18 protein-coding genes are annotated in these 15,500 nt (G+C 63.3%); 7 read left to right on the forward strand and 11 right to left on the reverse strand.

Going from position 1 to position 15,500, the window contains the following annotated elements; translation table 11 throughout:
- Nucleotides 1-40: 40 nt before the first annotated feature.
- Entirely contained in the window at nt 41-760 is a 720-nt protein-coding gene (locus ACFO24_RS05865) for an LrgB family protein (protein WP_377737427.1), read from the reverse strand.
- The gene (locus ACFO24_RS05870) at nt 757-1,140 is read right to left on the reverse strand and encodes a CidA/LrgA family protein (protein WP_377737430.1); all 384 of its coding nucleotides are present in this window, start codon (nt 1,138-1,140) and stop codon (nt 757-759) included. Before ACFO24_RS05870 ends, ACFO24_RS05865 begins: the two co-directional genes overlap by 4 nt.
- 310 nt (nt 1,141-1,450) lie before the next feature.
- Between ACFO24_RS05870 and ACFO24_RS05875 the strand changes: the two genes are divergently transcribed.
- From ACFO24_RS05875 to hpnE, 3 genes are read left to right on the forward strand one after another with little or no spacing between them, the layout of a single operon-like run.
- A complete protein-coding gene (locus tag ACFO24_RS05875) occupies nt 1,451-2,143 on the forward strand; it encodes a DUF3334 family protein (protein WP_377737467.1) in 693 nt (230 codons plus the stop codon).
- Between the two features lie 17 nt (nt 2,144-2,160).
- Nucleotides 2,161-3,003, forward strand: a complete 843-nt coding sequence (hpnD, locus tag ACFO24_RS05880; RefSeq protein WP_377737432.1) for a presqualene diphosphate synthase HpnD — start codon at nt 2,161-2,163, stop codon at nt 3,001-3,003.
- Nucleotides 3,000-4,280, forward strand: a complete 1,281-nt coding sequence (hpnE, locus tag ACFO24_RS05885) for a hydroxysqualene dehydroxylase HpnE (protein ID WP_377737434.1) — start codon at nt 3,000-3,002, stop codon at nt 4,278-4,280. Before hpnD ends, hpnE begins: the two co-directional genes overlap by 4 nt.
- Before the next feature lie 28 nt (nt 4,281-4,308).
- Here the strand turns inward: hpnE and ACFO24_RS05890 are convergent, their stop codons facing one another.
- The 7 genes from ACFO24_RS05890 to ACFO24_RS05920 all read right to left on the reverse strand — a co-directional run bounded on the left by ACFO24_RS05890 (nt 4,309) and on the right by ACFO24_RS05920 (nt 11,470).
- On the reverse strand, nt 4,309-4,515 hold the full coding sequence (locus ACFO24_RS05890; RefSeq protein WP_377737469.1) for a DUF2788 domain-containing protein: 207 nt from the start codon (nt 4,513-4,515) through the stop codon (nt 4,309-4,311).
- A 238-nt stretch (nt 4,516-4,753) separates the two neighbouring features.
- Nucleotides 4,754-5,959, reverse strand: a complete 1,206-nt coding sequence (locus ACFO24_RS05895) for an ABC transporter permease (protein ID WP_377737436.1) — start codon at nt 5,957-5,959, stop codon at nt 4,754-4,756.
- Nucleotides 5,960-5,961: 2 nt separating this feature from the next.
- Complete coding sequence (locus ACFO24_RS05900) at nt 5,962-6,768, reverse strand: ABC transporter ATP-binding protein (protein ID WP_377737438.1); 807 nt, start codon at nt 6,766-6,768, stop codon at nt 5,962-5,964.
- Nucleotides 6,765-8,111 (reverse strand): efflux RND transporter periplasmic adaptor subunit, encoded by a 1,347-nt coding sequence (locus tag ACFO24_RS05905; protein ID WP_377737440.1) that lies wholly within the window; start codon nt 8,109-8,111, stop codon nt 6,765-6,767. The genes ACFO24_RS05900 and ACFO24_RS05905 overlap by 4 nt, the downstream gene beginning before the upstream one ends.
- 11 nt (nt 8,112-8,122) lie before the next feature.
- Nucleotides 8,123-9,649: an efflux transporter outer membrane subunit gene (locus ACFO24_RS05910; RefSeq protein ID WP_377737442.1), complete on the reverse strand. Its 1,527-nt coding sequence runs from the start codon at nt 9,647-9,649 to the stop codon at nt 8,123-8,125.
- Nucleotides 9,650-9,719: 70 nt separating this feature from the next.
- On the reverse strand, nt 9,720-10,766 hold the full coding sequence (gene tsaD / locus ACFO24_RS05915) for a tRNA (adenosine(37)-N6)-threonylcarbamoyltransferase complex transferase subunit TsaD (protein ID WP_377737444.1): 1,047 nt from the start codon (nt 10,764-10,766) through the stop codon (nt 9,720-9,722).
- A gap of 167 nt (nt 10,767-10,933) precedes the next feature.
- Nucleotides 10,934-11,470 (reverse strand): DUF937 domain-containing protein, encoded by a 537-nt coding sequence (locus ACFO24_RS05920; RefSeq protein WP_377737446.1) that lies wholly within the window; start codon nt 11,468-11,470, stop codon nt 10,934-10,936.
- 114 nt (nt 11,471-11,584) lie between these two features.
- Between ACFO24_RS05920 and ACFO24_RS05925 the strand changes: the two genes are divergently transcribed.
- The 3 genes from ACFO24_RS05925 (at nt 11,585) to rpsU (ending at nt 13,646) form a co-directional block, all read left to right on the forward strand.
- On the forward strand, nt 11,585-12,064 hold the full coding sequence (locus tag ACFO24_RS05925; protein WP_207574766.1) for a MarR family transcriptional regulator: 480 nt from the start codon (nt 11,585-11,587) through the stop codon (nt 12,062-12,064).
- 1 nt (nt 12,065) lies between these two features.
- Nucleotides 12,066-13,196, forward strand: coding sequence for an FUSC family protein (locus tag ACFO24_RS05930; RefSeq protein ID WP_377737449.1), 1,131 nt, complete (start codon nt 12,066-12,068; stop codon nt 13,194-13,196).
- A 237-nt stretch (nt 13,197-13,433) separates the two neighbouring features.
- A complete protein-coding gene (gene rpsU, locus ACFO24_RS05935; RefSeq protein ID WP_003052999.1) occupies nt 13,434-13,646 on the forward strand; it encodes a 30S ribosomal protein S21 in 213 nt (70 codons plus the stop codon).
- A gap of 61 nt (nt 13,647-13,707) precedes the next feature.
- On the opposite strand, the gene ACFO24_RS05940 is transcribed toward rpsU, so the two are convergent.
- On the reverse strand, nt 13,708-14,346 hold the full coding sequence (locus ACFO24_RS05940; RefSeq protein WP_207574768.1) for an FMN-binding negative transcriptional regulator: 639 nt from the start codon (nt 14,344-14,346) through the stop codon (nt 13,708-13,710).
- A 41-nt stretch (nt 14,347-14,387) separates the two neighbouring features.
- Nucleotides 14,388-15,005 carry a LysE/ArgO family amino acid transporter gene (locus tag ACFO24_RS05945; RefSeq protein ID WP_377737455.1) on the reverse strand — a complete coding sequence of 206 codons (618 nt, stop codon included), beginning with the start codon at nt 15,003-15,005 and terminating at the stop codon, nt 14,388-14,390.
- 111 nt (nt 15,006-15,116) lie between these two features.
- Here ACFO24_RS05945 and ACFO24_RS05950 point away from each other — a divergent pair, with 111 nt between their 5' ends.
- Nucleotides 15,117-15,467: a LysR family transcriptional regulator gene (locus ACFO24_RS05950; RefSeq protein ID WP_377737457.1), complete on the forward strand. Its 351-nt coding sequence runs from the start codon at nt 15,117-15,119 to the stop codon at nt 15,465-15,467.
- The last annotated feature ends 33 nt before the right edge of the window (nt 15,468-15,500 follow it).

The following is a 15,500-nucleotide window of genomic DNA, read 5'->3' on the forward strand; positions in this document are numbered from 1 at the left end:
TAAAAAAACCATTTAAATAAAGCGGAAATAGCTCACGTTATTAGGGCTGCAAGCGCGCAAACAACGCCACCACCAGCGGCATGGCCACGGCCGTGGCCACGCCATTCAGTCCCATGGCCAAAGCCGCAAACGCCCCCACCGTAGGGTGCATCTGCAGCCCCCGCGCCGTGCCAATGGCGTGGGCGGTCAGGCCCAAGGCAAAGCCTTGCACCGCCGGGTCACGCACCCGCAGCAAGCGCATGCACAGGCCACTGAGCATCACCCCCGCCACCCCGGTCACTGCCACGGCCACCGCCGCCAGCGAAGGCTCGCCGCCCAAGCGCTCGGCCATCGGCAGGGCAATGGGAATCGTGGCCGACTTGGGTGCCAAGGACACCAGCGTCTGCCAACTGCCGCCCAGCACCCAGGCAATGCCCATGGCCCCGGTCAAACCCACCACGCACCCCACCAGCAGCGCCACTGCAATGGGCCGCCACAAGGCCCTGATGCGCTGGCGCTGGGTGTACAGCGGCACGCCCAGCGCCACGGTGGCCGGGCCAATCAAAAACGTGAGCCACTGCACCCCTGCGCGGTACTGCGCATACGGTGTATTCGTGGCCAGCAGCACCGCCACCACCAAGGCCACCGCCGTAAACACAGGCACCAGCAACGGGTAAAAATTGCTGCGCTTGTACAGCCACACCGCCAGCAAATACGCACCCAACGTCAGCACCAGCCAAGGCAAATCGCCGTGCAACCAACTTTGCCACAACGCGCTCATGCTTTGGGCTCCGCAGCCTCAACCTCAGCCCCCGTCTTTTGGCCGCTGCGCTGCAGCATCCAGCGAAACACCGCCGCGGTCACCAGCAGCGTCAGCACCGCCCCACCAATGCCCGAAGCCAAAAACGGCAGCCACTCGCTGGCAATGCGTTCAAAGTGCAGCATCACCCCGGCCACAATGGGAATGAACAACAGCATCAAATTTTGCAGCAGCGCCCCGGATGTTTGCTCCAGCGCTTTGGGCAAACGCCCCAGCAGCAACAAACCCACCAGCAAGAGCAAAGCCCCCACCAACGCCCCTGGCAAGGGCAGTCCCAAGGCCTGCACCAGCACCTCCCCCACCCACTGCAGCACCAACAAAGCCAAAAAAGCGTAGAGCACGGCCATCTCCCTGATTCTGATTCTGAAAGGGCGCTAGTCTAAGGAGGTCTTCCCCAGCCTGCAGCACGGCCCGCATTGGCCTCCCCCCTGGGGCAGCACCTGCTCGCTTTCTAAGCAAAGGGTGGCAACGCACGCAAAAACAAAGACTTATGCATGCAAACCTTGTAAAACCCAGACTTATCCACACAGTTACCCCAATTTTTCGGGGATAGCGGGTTACTACCAGCCCCGCCCAGGGCGCATTCAACGTCCCCAAGCCCTGCAGGCGGCCGATAATGCCCGCTTAAAGGACAATCCCCACCCTATGACCATGACCCTTACCACCGACGACACCCTGGGCACCAACGACCTGCTGGTCACCCTGTGCACCTCTGTAACCCGTGTTTTAAGCATGGCCACCAACAGCCAAGTGCAGTATTCGGCGGTGGTGCAGCGGATCAAAAAGACCTACCTCAAACCCGATATTGGCTGCTTTGTGCTGTTTGACGGCGGTTTTTCTGGCTTGGTCATCATCAATCTCTCGGCCGATGCGGCCATGGAGCTGTACCGCAGCTATTTGCTCAATATGGGCTTGAGCAAGGACGACCTGGCCAACTCCCACACCGCCGACGAGGTCAGCAACGTCATGGGAGAGCTGATGAACCAGGTAGTGGGCGACTTCACCGGCAAAGTACGCCGCGAGATGCAAACCCACATCACCCAAAACCAGCCCAAGATGCTGGTGCTGAACAAGCAGGTGCAGCTCAGTGTCGATGCCAACCTGGACAACCCCGAAGCGCGGCGCGTGACCTTCTACACCGCAGGCGGCAATATTTTTTACCTGGAGCTGGCCGTCGATAGCACCGAGTTCATCAAACTGCACGACTTTGATGCCTCGGAAGAAATCGACCCCGATGCCATCATGGCGCAAACCAACCAAGCCACCGCCAACGCCAACCGCCCCGCCGCTGGCACAGGGGATGATGACGAAACCGCTGCCTTGCTCAAATCTTTGGGCATGTAAGCCCCTTTGCCTGCGCGATGACCACACCCCAAACCTATGTTCAGCAAAAAGCTGCTGCCTCGGGCAGCAGTTTTTATTACGCCTTTTTGTTTTTGCCGGAAGCCCAGCGCCAAGCCATCACCGCCTTCTACGCCTTTTGCCGCGAGGTGGACGATGTGGTCGATGAGGTGCACGACCCCGAGGTTGCCGCCCGCACCCTGCAATGGTGGGGCCGCGAAGTCAGCGCCGCCTTTGCCGGCAACCCCAGCCACCCGGTGCTGCAAGCACTCATGCCGCACACCAGCGCCTACGGCATCCAAGCGCGGCATTTGCACGCGGTGATTGAAGGCTGCGAGATGGACTTGGCCTACAGCCGCTACACCGACTTTACCGGGCTAGAGCGCTATTGCCACTTGGTCGCCGGCATTGTGGGCGAAGTGGCCGCCAAAATTTTTGGCCAAACCGACCCGGCCACCACCACCTACGCGCACAAGCTGGGCCTGGCCTTTCAGCTGACCAACATCCTGCGCGATGTGGGCGAAGATGCCCTGCGCGGGCGCATCTACCTGCCCCTGCAAGAGTTGGAGCGCTTCAACGTTCCGGCCAGCGACATCCTTGAGCGCCAGTATTCCGAACGCTTTACCGCCCTGATGCAATTTCAAGTTGCACGCGCCCAGCAGCTGTATGACGAGGCCCTGGCCCTGCTGCCCGAAGCCGATCGCCGCAGCCAAAAACCCGGGCTGATGATGGCCAGCATCTACCGCACCCTGCTGCGCGAGATTGAATCAAGCCACTACCAAGTGCTGCACCAGCGCATCGGCCTGACCCCCCTGCGCAAACTGTGGCTGGCCTGGAAGATGCAGGCCCTGGGCCGCATGTGAGCACCGCCCAACAAAAACCCCACATCGCCATCATCGGCGGCGGCTGGGCCGGCATGGCCGCTGCCGTCACGCTGGCGCAGGCCGGTGGCCACGCCATCAGCGTGTTTGAAAGCAGCCGCCACTGGGGCGGTCGCGCCCGGGGGCTGGACATTGCCGGGCCGCAGGGCGCAATGTGGCGGGTGGACAACGGCCAGCACATCCTCATCGGCGCTTACCGCGACAGCCTGGCGCTCATGCGGCACGTGGGCATCGACCCTGCCCACGCCCTTTATCGCAGCCCCCTGGATTTGCGCGATGGCCACGACCAGGGCCTGCACCTGCCCGATCTGCCCCCACCCTGGGATGCGCTGCTGGGCATCGCCCGCGCCCAAGGCTGGACTTGGCGCGAAAAACTCGCCCTGCTGCGCCGTGCCGCCCGCTGGCACAGGGCAGGCTTTGAATGCGCCGCCCAGGCCACCGTGGCCGACCTGTGCCAAGGCCTGCCGCCGCGTTTGCTCGATGGCTTTGTCACCCCGCTGTGCGTCTCGGCCCTGAACCTGCCGATAGAAACCGCCAGTGGCCGCGTGTTTTTGCGCATCCTGGCCGACAGCCTGTTTGCCGGGCGGGGCGGCTCCAACTTTCTGATCCCCCGCGTGGACATGGGGGCCTTGTTCCCCGAGGCCGCCGCCCACTGGCTGGCCCAACAAGGGGCCCAACTGCACCTGGGCGCACGGGTGCACACACTCACCCGCAGCAGCGCGGGCGCGGGCTGGCAGGTCAATGGCCAGCCCTTTGCCCACGTGCTGCTGGCCACCCCCAGCCACGAAGCGGCCCGTTTGGCGCAGCCCTGGGCCCCGGCCTGGGCCGCCACGGCCGGCCAACTGCCCCACACCGCCATTGCCACGGTGTACGCCTGGGCCGCCGGCGTGCAACTGCCCCGCACCATGCTGGCCTTGCAAGGGGGGCCGGCGCAATTTGTATTTGACAAAGGCCAGCTGGGCGGGCCCGCAGGCTTGCTGGCCTTGGTAGTCAGCGCCAATCAGCATGGCCGCGCGGAATTAGAAAATTTGGCTCTTGCGCAAGCCCAAGCGCAATTGGCCCTACCCCGCTTACACGCCCTGAAAACCGTGATCGACAAACGCGCCACGTTTGCGTGTACGCCGGCCGTCGCCCGCCCGGGCCAGGCCATTACCCCCCAGTTATGGGCCTGCGGCGACTATATCGATGGGCCCTACCCCGCCACGCTCGAAGGTGCTGTGCGCAGCGGCATCGCAGCGGCCCAGGCAGTGGGCGGCTAAGCCACGGGCCCGCTGCTGGTTGGCCGGTTTACATGTGGTTTTCCAAGTACCACTGAATCACGTACTTGGCGATAAAGCCAATAAAGCCCACGGCCAAGCCCAAAAACAAAACAAAGGTGCCGAACTTACCCGCTTTGGACTGCCAGGCCAAATTGCCGATGATGAAGACCATGAAAAGAATCAGCGCCCCTACGCCGTAGGTCGAAAAAAACTCTGAAAACTGCTCTTCTGTCATGCCAAACACGGTGCATCCTTTATTCCATTGCCATTGCATCCCAGCGGGGCCCCCGCCAGGCGGCGCGATTGTGCAACACCGGGCAAAGCCAGCATCGACCGCTGTGCTTTCTGCGGTGTACCGGGCTATCTACAGGGGGCTTTGCTGGCTTAAACCATAGCTGCTATCGCTTTATTTATAAGCATTTCAAGGCTTTTTAGCTTTAAAATCGCCTATATACAAGCGCTAACAGCTTGGTTTATTCATGCCGCAAGGCTTCAATCGGGTCAAGCTGCGCGGCCCGGCGGGCTGGAAAGTAGCCAAACACCACGCCAATCACGGCAGAAAACACGAACGACAGCACATTGATGCTGGTGTTAAAGATATACGGCACCTGCATCACCTGGGTGAGCAGCAGCGAAGCGACCGTGGCCAGGGCAATGCCCAGCAAGCCACCCAGCGCGGCCAGCACCACGGCCTCGATCAGAAACTGCAGCAGCACCTCGCGCTCCAGGGCCCCAATGGCCAGGCGCAGGCCAATCTCGCGGGTGCGCTCGGTCACGCTGACCAGCATGATGTTCATGATGCCAATGCCGCCCACCAGCAAACTGACCGCCGCCACCGCGCCCAAGAGCGTGGTCATCACCTTGGTGGCACCGGCCATGGTGTCGGCCAGCTGCTTGGTGTCGAGCACGTTGAAGTTGTCATCGTCGCCGGGAGCCAGTTTGCGCAGTTCGCGCAGCAGTTGGTTCAAACTGGCCTTGACGCGCTCGGGATCGCTGCCATCGGCCATCGAGACCAAAATCGTGTTCAGCCGCTGGTTGCCGGTCACGCGCCGCTGCAAGGTGGTCAGGGGCAAAAACACCACATCGTCTTGGTCATTGCCAAACGCGCCCTGGCCTTTGGAGCCAAGCAGGCCCACGATCTCGCACGAAAACGATTTCAAGCGCAGCTGCTCACCCAGGATATTGGGGGTGTTGTTGAACAGTTCACGGTGCAAGGTGCTGCCAATCAGGCACACCGCCGCCCCGGCGCGTTGCTCTTGGGGGGTGAAGGGGCGGCCTTGCTCCAGCTGCCAGTTGCCGGTAATCAGCCAGTCATTGCTGCTGCCGATAAAGCTGGTATTCCAGTTGCGGCCATTGGCCACCACGGTGCCAGCGGAGCGGGCCTCGGGCGCGACAGCGGCAATGCCGCCAATTTGCTGGGCAATGGTGGTGGCATCGCTCACCTTGAACGAGGGGGCCGGTGCCGCACCCGGCCCCAGGCGCTGGCCCGAGCGCACTTGCAGCAAATTGCTGCCCAAGCCGGCAATCTGGTTTTGCACCGCCTGCGTGGCGCCATTGCCCAGGGTGACCATGGTGATGACGGCGCTGACCCCAATCACAATGCCCAAAATCGTCAAAAACGAGCGCAGCAAGTTGCGCCGAATGGAGCGCAGGGCCAGCCAAATCGTGTTCCACAGCATGGTTAGGCCCCTTCCTGCACAGCGCCCAGCCCCACCGGGCCGCCCGCATGACTGCCTACGTATTCCGGGCGCAGGGGCAGCGGCGTATTGGGCTGGTCGCTGTCGAGCCGACCATCGCGAAAATGCACAATGCGCCGCGCGTAGGCGGCCATTTCGCTCTCGTGCGTGACCATCAGCACGGTGATGCCTTGGTCTTGGTTGAGCTGCCACAACAGCTGCATGATTTCTGCGCTGCGCTGGCTGTCCAGGTTGCCCGTGGGCTCATCGGCCAGCAGCACGGCGGGTTTGGACACAATCGCCCGGGCAATGGCCACGCGCTGCTGCTGGCCGCCGGACAGTTCGGCCGGGGTGTGGTGCTCCCAGCCGTTCAGCCCCACGGCCGCCAGCGCTTGGCGGGCGGCGGCGCGGCGCTGGGCCGTGCTTTCGCCCCGGTATAGCAGCGGCAGCTCGGTGTTTTCTTGGGCGCTGGTGCGCGCCAGCAGGTGAAAGCCCTGAAAGACAAAGCCAAAGTAGCGCCGCCGCAGCCGCGCCCGCTCATCGCGGTCCAGCCCCTGCACGGGCACGCCTTTGAATAAATACTCGCCGCTGGTGGGCCTATCCAGGCACCCCAGCATGTTCATGACGGTGGATTTGCCCGAGCCGCTGGGGCCCATGATGGCGACAAAATCGCCCTGGTGAATGTCTAAATCCACGCCTTTCAGGGCCTGGAACGCCAAGGCCCCTTCCCCATAGGTTTTGGTGATGTTGCGCAGGCGAATCAGGGGCGGGGCGCTGTCCTGCGGTGCTGCGCGGTGCGGCTGCGCACTCATGCATCGGCTCCGGCGGCGCGTTGGTCGGTGATGACGGCATCGCCCTCTTTCAGCTGGGCCGCGTCCTTGACCAGGATTTCGGTCATGCGGCCATCGGTCAGCCCGGTGCGCACCGGCACCATTTCGGGCTGGCCATTGGCCTGGCGCAACACCCACAGCTTGCGCTCTTGCCCGGCCTGGGTGCTCTCTCGCGCCCCATTGGGGTTGCGATTGCGCGCGGGGCCACGCGGCATGATTTGATCGACCAGGCCGCCGCCTTGGGGCTTGCCCGCGCCGGGCTTGCCCTGCGGGCCTGCTGCCGTAGCCGGGGTAAAGCGCAGGGCGGCATTGGGCACCAGGAGCACGTTTTTGTGCTCGGTGGCGTTGATGGTGGCGCTGGCCGTCATCCCTGGGCGCAGACTTAAATCGTCGTTTTGCACATCCAGTCGGGCCACGTAGGTAACCACGTTGTCGGTTTTGGTTGCGCCATAGTCCACGCGCGTAACGTTGGCCGGGTAATTGCGGGCCGGGTAGGCGCTGACCGTGAAGCTGGCACTTTGCCCTTGCTGCACGCTGCCGACATCGGCCTCATCCACGGCCACCTCCAGGCGCAGGCGGGAGAGGTCTTCGGCCACCATGAACAAGGTCACCGCCTGCAAAGAGGCTGCCACGGCGTTGCCCGGATCGACCGAGCGCGACAGCACCACGCCATCAATGGGCGATTTGATGGCGGCTTTCGATAAATCGGTTTCCACCGTCACCAGCGAGGCCTTGGCATCGGCCACCGCGGCTTTGGCCGACTCCACCCCGGCCTTGGCTTTGTCCAAGCTTGCAGTGGCCGTATCCATTTCTGCCGCCGAAGGCAGCTGGCCGCCCGAGATGCGCTGCACCTCTTGCAAGCGCTGCATGCTGGCCTGCGCTTCGCGCAGCGTCGCTTGCGCTTGGCCCAAACCGGCCTGGGCAGCGGCCAAATTGGCGCGTGAGCGGCCTAACTGGGCATCGAGCTTGGCCGTGTCCAGCTCGACCAGCACCTGGCCTTTTTTCACCCGGTCGTTTACATCAACCAACACACTGCGCACCGTGCCCGACAGTTCCGAGCCGATATTCACCGTGCGCGTCGGCTGCAGCGTGCCGTTGGCCGAGACGGTCAGCGCCAAATCACCGCGCTTGACCACTTCGGTCACGTACAGCGGTTTGGCATTGGCCGCGGCTTTGGCACTCCACCAGGCGTAGCCACCGGCGGCCAGCACCACGCTCGCCACCCCCATCCACACCGTGGGGCTTTGCCACCAACGGCGCTGCAGGTTGTCGCCCAGCAGGGCTTGAATGGCTTCGGGCGAGGGCGTATTTTTTTCTTTAGACATCAAGGTACTCTTTATTCTGTAGCGCTTACCGCTTGTGAAACAAGGTTTTCGTCGGTTAATTGATTGTTTTCTTTGGTCCAGCCACCGCCAAGCGCTTTGAATAGTTTGACAACATCGGTGCTAATGGCCGCTTGCGCACTGGCCAGGCTGTCTTGGCTGGAGAGCAGGCTGCGCTGGCTCTCCAGCACCGTGCGAAAGTCGATCAAACCACTGTCATAGCGCTGCTGGGCCAGCCGCTGGGCATTGCCCGCCGCCTCGGCGGCCACTTGCACATGCACCAAGCGTTGCTGGTCGCTTTGCAATTGCACCAAGGCATCTTCCACCTCTTGCAGCGCCGCCAAAACACTGCTGCGGTAGGCTTGCCGCGCCTGCACAACGGCGGCTTGCTGCGCGGCAATTTGCGCCCGGTTGGCCCCAGCATCAAAAATGGGCGCAGCCAAACTGGCTGCAATGCTGCGGGCCACCGAGGCCCCATCGCTCAGCGCCCCCAGGGTCAGCGCACCCACCCCCAGGCTGCCCGACAGGCGCAGCGTGGGGAAGTTGGCCCGCTCCTGCGCCGACAAATTGGCCAGCGCCGCTTGCACCCGGTGCTCTTGCGCTTGCACATCCGGGCGCTGGCGCAGCGTGTCGGCGGGCAGGCGCATGGCCCAGGTTGGCGGGGCAGCAGGCACCGGGGCGGGTTGCGCCAGCGCCTCCAGCAAAGCCGCCGGGGCTTGGCCTGTCAGCACGGCCAAGGCATGCTGGGTTTGCCGCACGCTGGCCTGCAGGCTGGGGATTTGCGCCGCCGTTTGCGCCAGGGTCTGGCGCGCTTGCTCGGCATCCAGACTGGCGGCCAGCCCGGCCTGGACACGCCAGCGGGTCATTTGCTCGGTCTGGGCTTGCAAGGCCAGGTTGTGTTGTGCGATGCGCAAGCGCTCTTGCGCATTGCGCAGCTGGATGTAGTGCAGCGCCACCTCGGCCGACAAACTCACATGCGCGGCATAGAGCGAGGCTTGGGTAGCGGCCAAGTTTTCTTGGCCCGCCTGCACCAGATTGCGCTTGCGCCCCCACAGGTCCAGCTCCCAACTGGCATCCAGGCCCACGGTGTAGCTGTTGCTGGCATCGGCCATGCCCTGCTGGCTGCGCCGCGCCCCGGCGCTGGCATCCAGGCTGGGCAGCAAACCGGCGCGTTGCACATCGACCTGGGCACGGGCCTGCTGCACGGCGGCCTGGGCGCTCACGATGCTAGGGTTGGCCGCCAGGGCCTGCTCAATGAGGGTGACCAGTTGGGCATCGCCAAAGCCTTGCCACCACTGGGCCAAATCCAGCGCGGGGGCCGCTGAGGCATCGCTGGCAAGGGCAGTGGCAGGCGCGGCGGCTGGGGCCGTAGCTGGGGCCGTGGTGTTGGCCCATTCGGCGGGAACGGGCAGGTTCTGCGGCTGCGCCGCCATGCGGGTGGTGTGGCTGCACGCGGCCAAGCTAGCGGCTGCAAGCGCACTGACCACCAAGGAGCGCACCGGAAAGGCCAAGAAGGGAGAGAAGGTATTGGAAAAAACCATGCGCCAATTGTGCCGCCGCCGTGTCGCCGGTTTTTTCCTGCTGTGTGAAGCCAGCGTAAAGCCGACTCAATTAATTGGCTACGGTGATGCTATCGAGCGGCCAGCGCGGTTTGACATCAAACGCATAGCTGCAATCGGCCTGCTGCTGGCCCGCTTGCAGGCGCATGGCGGCCGCCATGGCAATCATCGCGCCGTTGTCGGTACACAAATGCAGCTCGGGGTAATGCACACGAATGCCGCGCGCGGCACACACGGCGTTGAGTTGTTCGCGCAGCAAGCGGTTGGCCCCCACACCGCCGGCCACCACCAGGCGCTGCATGCCCGACTGCTGCACGGCTTTGACGGTTTTTTTGACCAGCACCTCAACAATCGCCGCTTGCGTGCTGGCCGCCAGATCGGCCTTGTGCGCGGGCAAGTCGGCCCCCAATTTATTCGCCTGGGTGAGCACCGCCGTTTTCAAGCCGGCAAAGGAAAAGTCCAAATCACCGCTGTGCAGCAAGGGCCGGGGCAATTTAAACGCTTGCGGGTTGCCGCCTTCGGCCAGCTTGGCCAGCTCCGGCCCGCCAGGGTAAGGCAGACCCAGCAGCTTGGCCGATTTGTCAAAGGCCTCGCCAGCGGCATCGTCAATCGTCTCGCCCAAAATCGTGTACTGGCCCACGCCATCGACGCGCATCAGCTGGGTATGCCCCCCGGAAACCAGCAGCGCCACAAACGGAAACTGCGGCGCATCCGCACTTAAAAAGGGCGAGAGCAAATGCCCCTCCAGGTGGTGTACCCCCAGCACCGGCTTGCCCAGCGCCGCGCCCAGGGCGCAGGCCACGCCCGCCCCCACCAGCAGCGCCCCGGCCAAACCGGGGCCACGGGTGAAGGCGACCACGTCAAGATCGGCCAAAGCCACCTGGGCATCGGCCAGCACCTGCTCGGTCAGCGGCAGCACCCGGCGAATGTGGTCGCGGCTGGCCAGCTCCGGCACCACGCCGCCATAGGCGCGGTGCATCTCAATTTGGCTGTGCAAACCGTGGGCCAGCAGCTGCGGCAGGCCGCCTCCAGCGGGCACACGCACCAAGGCCACGCCGGTTTCGTCACAAGAAGATTCAATACCCAGGATCAATTGCATGGGGCAGGAGTCTAGGGTTTACCCAAAGACCCGGAAAAAACAAATAAGAAAACAAATAAAAAAATAGCTTTCCCCGCTGTCATATCAGGATATTTTTGCAAAAACAATCTAAAACTGTTTACCTATCAGCGGAAAGTGCTTTTATTTTTAGAGCATTATTCAGCGCATTACCGCTTGCTGAACAAGCCGGCCCCCAGCTTGAACAAATCGCCCGCATCCAGCTTGCCATCGCCGTTTTGGTCCAGCAAGCCGCCCAGCAGTCCACCGGCCAAGCCACCTGGCTGGGGCACGCGGGCTGTTTCCTGGCCCAGCAGCTGGCCCACACTGGCGGCATCTAAATTGCCAGCGCGTTGGCTTAAAAACTGCAGCACCAAGGGGGCCAGCATGGTCAGCAGCGGGCCGATTTTGTCGCCCAGCCCCGAGGCTTGGCCCAACTGGCTTTCCACCTGGCCACGGGCACCGCCCAATATCTGCCCCAAAAGCGCCGCACCATCATTGCTGCCCGCGCCTGCGCCCAGCCAGCCACCGAGCAAATCGGCCACCCCTTGCGGCTGGGCGGCGTTGTGCCCCAAGGCGCCAAACAGCACCGGCAAAACCTGCCCCAAGGCGCTTTGCACCTGCTCGGTGCCTGCACCCAATTGCTGCGCCATCTGCTGCACAGGAGCCCCTTGCAGTTGTGCCAGGAGTTCTTCGCTCAAATTCATATCCGTCACCTGTTGATTAGCTACTCGTTGCGAGGGCAAGCAGTATGCAGCAAAAGGTATGGGGGCATGAATGCCTGATAGTTTGAATTCAAATTATTTCATTAGAATTAATTCATGCACAAAACCATTCCTGACATCCCCCCTGATGCCTACACCGACCCCAAACGCCTGCTGGGCGTACGCTTGGTCGGCCTGGGTCGGCGCTGGCGCAAGACACTGGACACGCAATTGGCCACCAACGGGCTGAGCGACGCGGCCTGGACACCGCTGATGCACTTGCTGCGCCTGGGCGACGGCCTGTCGCAAACCGAGCTGGCGGCGGCCATTGGGCTGGAAGGCTCCAGCCTGGTGCGCCTGCTGGACATGCTGGTTGCCCAGGGGCTAATCGAACGCCAAACCCACGCCAGCGATCGGCGGATCAAACTGATCTATCTGACTGCGCAAGGCCGCCAAACCGCCACCGAGGTACGCCAGAGCCTGACCGCCATCGAAGATGCCTTGCTCATTGACCTGGAGCCCCAGGCTGCGCAATGGATGTTGCAGGCCTTTGACCGCATTGAGGCGCGAATTGCCGCCACCCAGCCGAAAAGTTGATATGACCCTGTCCCCGCGACGCGCAGCGTCCTACCGCCTGTCCCTGCGCCTGCTGCTATCCCCGGCCCGGCTGCGCGAGAGCCTGACCACTCTCCAGCCGCAGCAACCCTCCCTGCGCAACGCCACCATTGCCGGGGCCCAGGTCGCCCTGGCGCTGGTGCTGATCGCGGCCGCCCTGCATCCCTCCCCCTGGCAGCACGTGCTCGGCTTTGCCTGCCTGGGGGCACTGGCGGCGCTGTTCGGGCGCTGCGCCACGGTAGCGCAGCGCCGGCGCATCGTGCTGATCGCCGGTGCCCTCCTGCTCGGGCCGGTGGCGGTGCTGTCCTGGCTATCCTGGCTGGGCCTGCCCACCCTGGCCCTGCTGCTGGCGCTGGCTGCCATTACGGGGGTCATCGCCGCCCTGGCGCACCGCCTGCAGACCGGGGTGCCGGGGGCGGTGATTTTCATTTTTGCCGCCAGCGCCGCCCTCAGCCCTGTAAGCAGCCTGCAATTGCTGCTGGAACGCTGCATCGCCACCGCGCTGGGGGTGGCCGTTGCCTGGGTGCTGTGCCTGCTGACCGATCGCCTGCGGGATATCAGCGCCCTGCCAGCGCACCCCACCGAGGCACTGCAACACCGCGTGCTAACCGTCCCCTCGCCCGGCTACGCGCCCCGGCAAGCCCTGCGCGTCGCCCTTTGCGCGGCATTGGCATCCGGCCTGGCGTATGCCGCAGGCTGGCCTCACCCGGCCTGGGCCGCCATCGGTGCGGTGGCCGTGCAGCAAGGGGCGCACCTGCCCGGCACGGCCCACCGCGCCTGGCAGCGCACCCTGGGCACCCTGGTGGGTGCAGCCCTCGCCTGGGCCTTCCTGTCCGCCGCCCCCTCGTTCTGGACGGTACTGCTGGCCGCCGCCGTGCTGCAGATTTGCACCGAAATGACGATCGGCATGAATTACGCCCTGGGGCAGATCTTCGTCACCCCCATGGCGCTGCTAATGACCACCTTGGCCGTCCCCGGCGAAGCCGCCGACATGGCGCTGGCGCGCATCCTCGACACGGTCCTGGGGGCCGGTGTCGGCACAGTGCTGGCCCTGGCGTTTTCGTCGGTGCAAGAGCGCATCGAGCTGGCCCGCCACCATCGGCGGATGGCGTAAATTTCCCCCCACCCAACCTGGCCAGCCGTACCCATGCCATCCACAGCGGGCCGAAGGGCACCAACAAAACGAAAGAGCTCAAAAGAGCGCAAAAAACATCCTATAATGTTGCGCTTTGCTGGCAATCCCCCGCCGTGCCAATACTAGTTTTTAGGCGGGGAACAACCGCTGACCCATGGCTTGCAGGCCCGATCTTCCCGCAAACCCTCTGACAGCACAGATATATCTGGAAATTGAATGACCACCATCCGCGTTAAAGAAAACGAACCCTATGAAGTTGCGCTGCGCCGCTTTAAGCGCACCATCGAAAAACTTGGCCTGCTGACCGACCTGCGTGCCCGCGAGTTCTACGAAAAGCCCACCGCCGAGCGCAAGCGCAAAAAAGCTGCTGCCGTCAAACGCCACTACAAGCGCGTACGCAGCATGCAACTGCCTAAGAAACTGTACTAAGCACAGCGCAGTTCTTCACAAAAAAACCGCACCAGGGACGCCGGGTGCGGTTTTTTTGCGCCTACCCGATCACTCCATCCCTGGCCCGGCGCATCGCTGCTGCCAGATCCTTTCGGCCCCTGTTTTCCAGGGTTTGCACCGTATTTTCAAAGTCCCTGGCATCGCGGTTCTGGCTGAGTTTGCGCTTGCCCTCGATGCGGGTCAGCTCGATTTCGATGCCAACGATCTGCCCCAGCTCCTCGGCCAGGTAGTCCGCAGGCGCATCGCTCATCCGCCAGGGCCGAGGTTCGCTGGCCTCATGCACCCGCGTCAGACGGCCCAGAACGGCACGCAGAAATTTTTCGTCTTCACGCACCCGGATGCAGCCATGCGCATGCACCGCTTCGTAATTCCAGGTGGGGACATGGCGGTGCGTTTCCTGCTTGCCGGGATACCAGTTGGGGGAGATGTAGCCATCCGTCCCCCGAAACACCACCAGCACGGCATCGCCATCGCGCACGGCCCGCCACAGCGGGTTGGCACGAGCAACGTGCGCCTGCAAGCTACCCAGCGGCCCCTGGTCGGCAATCAGCAAAAAGGGCAAATGATCGGCCTCCAGCCCATCGGGCCGCTGCGTCACCAGCATCGCCAGAGGATGCTCGCGCATGATGCGCTGGAGTTCTTCGGGGCAGGATTCTGCGAAAGGGGCAGGTAAATACATACAAAAAATTGAGAGAAGTTGAAAACACCGATCGGACCAACTCAGCGCAGCGGATGCAGCAACAGCAACCCACACAGCACCAGCATAAACACAGCAATGCACGCATCCAGCACCCGCCACGCATGGCGATTGCGAAACACGGGTTGCAAAAAGCGCGCCCCAAAGCCCAGAGCAGAGAACCACACCACGCTGGCCAGACACGCCCCCAGGCCAAAAGCCCACTGCGCCATGCCGGCATAGCGGGTGGAGATGGTGCCGATCAACACCATCGTATCCAGGTACACATGCGGATTGAGAAAAGTGAACGCCAAACAGGCCAACAGCACACGGCGGCGGCTTTGCGGTTGGCCTTGGCCGGGCTGCAAAGCCCCCGTGCCGCGCCAGGCCCGGTGCGCGGCCAGCAGGCCATAACAGGCCAGAAAAGCCGCACCGCCAAAGCGCAGCCCTTGCAGCAACTGCGGCCACGCCAGCACCAAAGCGCCCATGCCCGCCACCCCGCACACAATCAGCGCCATATCGCTGGCCATGCAGACGGCCACCACCAGCCCCACGTGGCTGCGCTGCACGCCCTGGCGCAGCACAAAGGCGTTTTGCGCCCCAATGGCGATGATCAAACCCGCACTGGTGACAAAGCCAGCAGCGGCAGAAGAAAGCAACATTCTGGTATCCAACAGTTCAAGAAGGCGCGTATGGTGCAGCGCCCAAGCGATGAAGTAAAACTAAAAATTCTTCATACCATCCAGAAAATCTAATCTCACAAAAACACCCCCATGGATTTGCTCCACCCCCAACTGGCCGCCTTTGCCGCCGTGCTGGAAGAAGGCAGCTTTGAAGCGGCCGCCCGGCGGCTGTGCGTAACCCCTTCAGCCGTGTCCCAACGCATCAAGGCGCTGGAAGACCGGCTGGGGCAGGTGCTGCTGGTGCGCCAGCCACCCTGTCGCCCCACGCCGGCCGGGGCGCTGCTGCTGCGCCGCGTGCGCCCGATGCAACTTTTGGAGGCCGAGGCCCTGGCTGACTTCCTGCCGGAAAAAAACGCACACCACCCCGGCGCAGCCCTGCGCCCCATCCCGATTGCGGTCAATAGCTGTTGCATCCCGGACGATCATATGGTCGCTTATTGAACAACTCAGGGTGAGTTTGATACCACTGTTTCA

The organism is Comamonas denitrificans, assembly GCF_042654745.1.
Classification (GTDB): Bacteria; Pseudomonadota; Gammaproteobacteria; order Burkholderiales; family Burkholderiaceae_C; genus Comamonas; species Comamonas denitrificans.

What these genes read in the sequence shown, in the direction of transcription:
- ACFO24_RS05930 (WP_377737449.1), top strand. Translation starts at nt 12,066, where the DNA reads ATGACCCTGTCCCCGCGACGCGCAGCGTCCTACCGCCTGTCCCTGCGC.
- ACFO24_RS05940 (WP_207574768.1), bottom strand. Translation starts at nt 14,346, where the DNA reads ATGTATTTACCTGCCCCTTTCGCAGAATCCTGCCCCGAAGAACTCCAG.
- hpnD (WP_377737432.1), top strand. Translation starts at nt 2,161, where the DNA reads ATGACCACACCCCAAACCTATGTTCAGCAAAAAGCTGCTGCCTCGGGC.
- ACFO24_RS05865 (WP_377737427.1), bottom strand. Translation starts at nt 760, where the DNA reads ATGAGCGCGTTGTGGCAAAGTTGGTTGCACGGCGATTTGCCTTGGCTG.
- ACFO24_RS05900 (WP_377737438.1), bottom strand. Translation starts at nt 6,768, where the DNA reads ATGAGTGCGCAGCCGCACCGCGCAGCACCGCAGGACAGCGCCCCGCCC.
- rpsU (WP_003052999.1), top strand. Translation starts at nt 13,434, where the DNA reads ATGACCACCATCCGCGTTAAAGAAAACGAACCCTATGAAGTTGCGCTG.
- ACFO24_RS05895 (WP_377737436.1), bottom strand. Translation starts at nt 5,959, where the DNA reads ATGCTGTGGAACACGATTTGGCTGGCCCTGCGCTCCATTCGGCGCAAC.
- tsaD (WP_377737444.1), bottom strand. Translation starts at nt 10,766, where the DNA reads ATGCAATTGATCCTGGGTATTGAATCTTCTTGTGACGAAACCGGCGTG.
- ACFO24_RS05890 (WP_377737469.1), bottom strand. Translation starts at nt 4,515, where the DNA reads ATGACAGAAGAGCAGTTTTCAGAGTTTTTTTCGACCTACGGCGTAGGG.
- ACFO24_RS05905 (WP_377737440.1), bottom strand. Translation starts at nt 8,111, where the DNA reads ATGTCTAAAGAAAAAAATACGCCCTCGCCCGAAGCCATTCAAGCCCTG.
- ACFO24_RS05875 (WP_377737467.1), top strand. Translation starts at nt 1,451, where the DNA reads ATGACCCTTACCACCGACGACACCCTGGGCACCAACGACCTGCTGGTC.
- ACFO24_RS05920 (WP_377737446.1), bottom strand. Translation starts at nt 11,470, where the DNA reads ATGAATTTGAGCGAAGAACTCCTGGCACAACTGCAAGGGGCTCCTGTG.
- ACFO24_RS05945 (WP_377737455.1), bottom strand. Translation starts at nt 15,005, where the DNA reads ATGTTGCTTTCTTCTGCCGCTGCTGGCTTTGTCACCAGTGCGGGTTTG.
- ACFO24_RS05925 (WP_207574766.1), top strand. Translation starts at nt 11,585, where the DNA reads ATGCACAAAACCATTCCTGACATCCCCCCTGATGCCTACACCGACCCC.
- ACFO24_RS05910 (WP_377737442.1), bottom strand. Translation starts at nt 9,649, where the DNA reads ATGGTTTTTTCCAATACCTTCTCTCCCTTCTTGGCCTTTCCGGTGCGC.
- ACFO24_RS05950 (WP_377737457.1), top strand. Translation starts at nt 15,117, where the DNA reads ATGGATTTGCTCCACCCCCAACTGGCCGCCTTTGCCGCCGTGCTGGAA.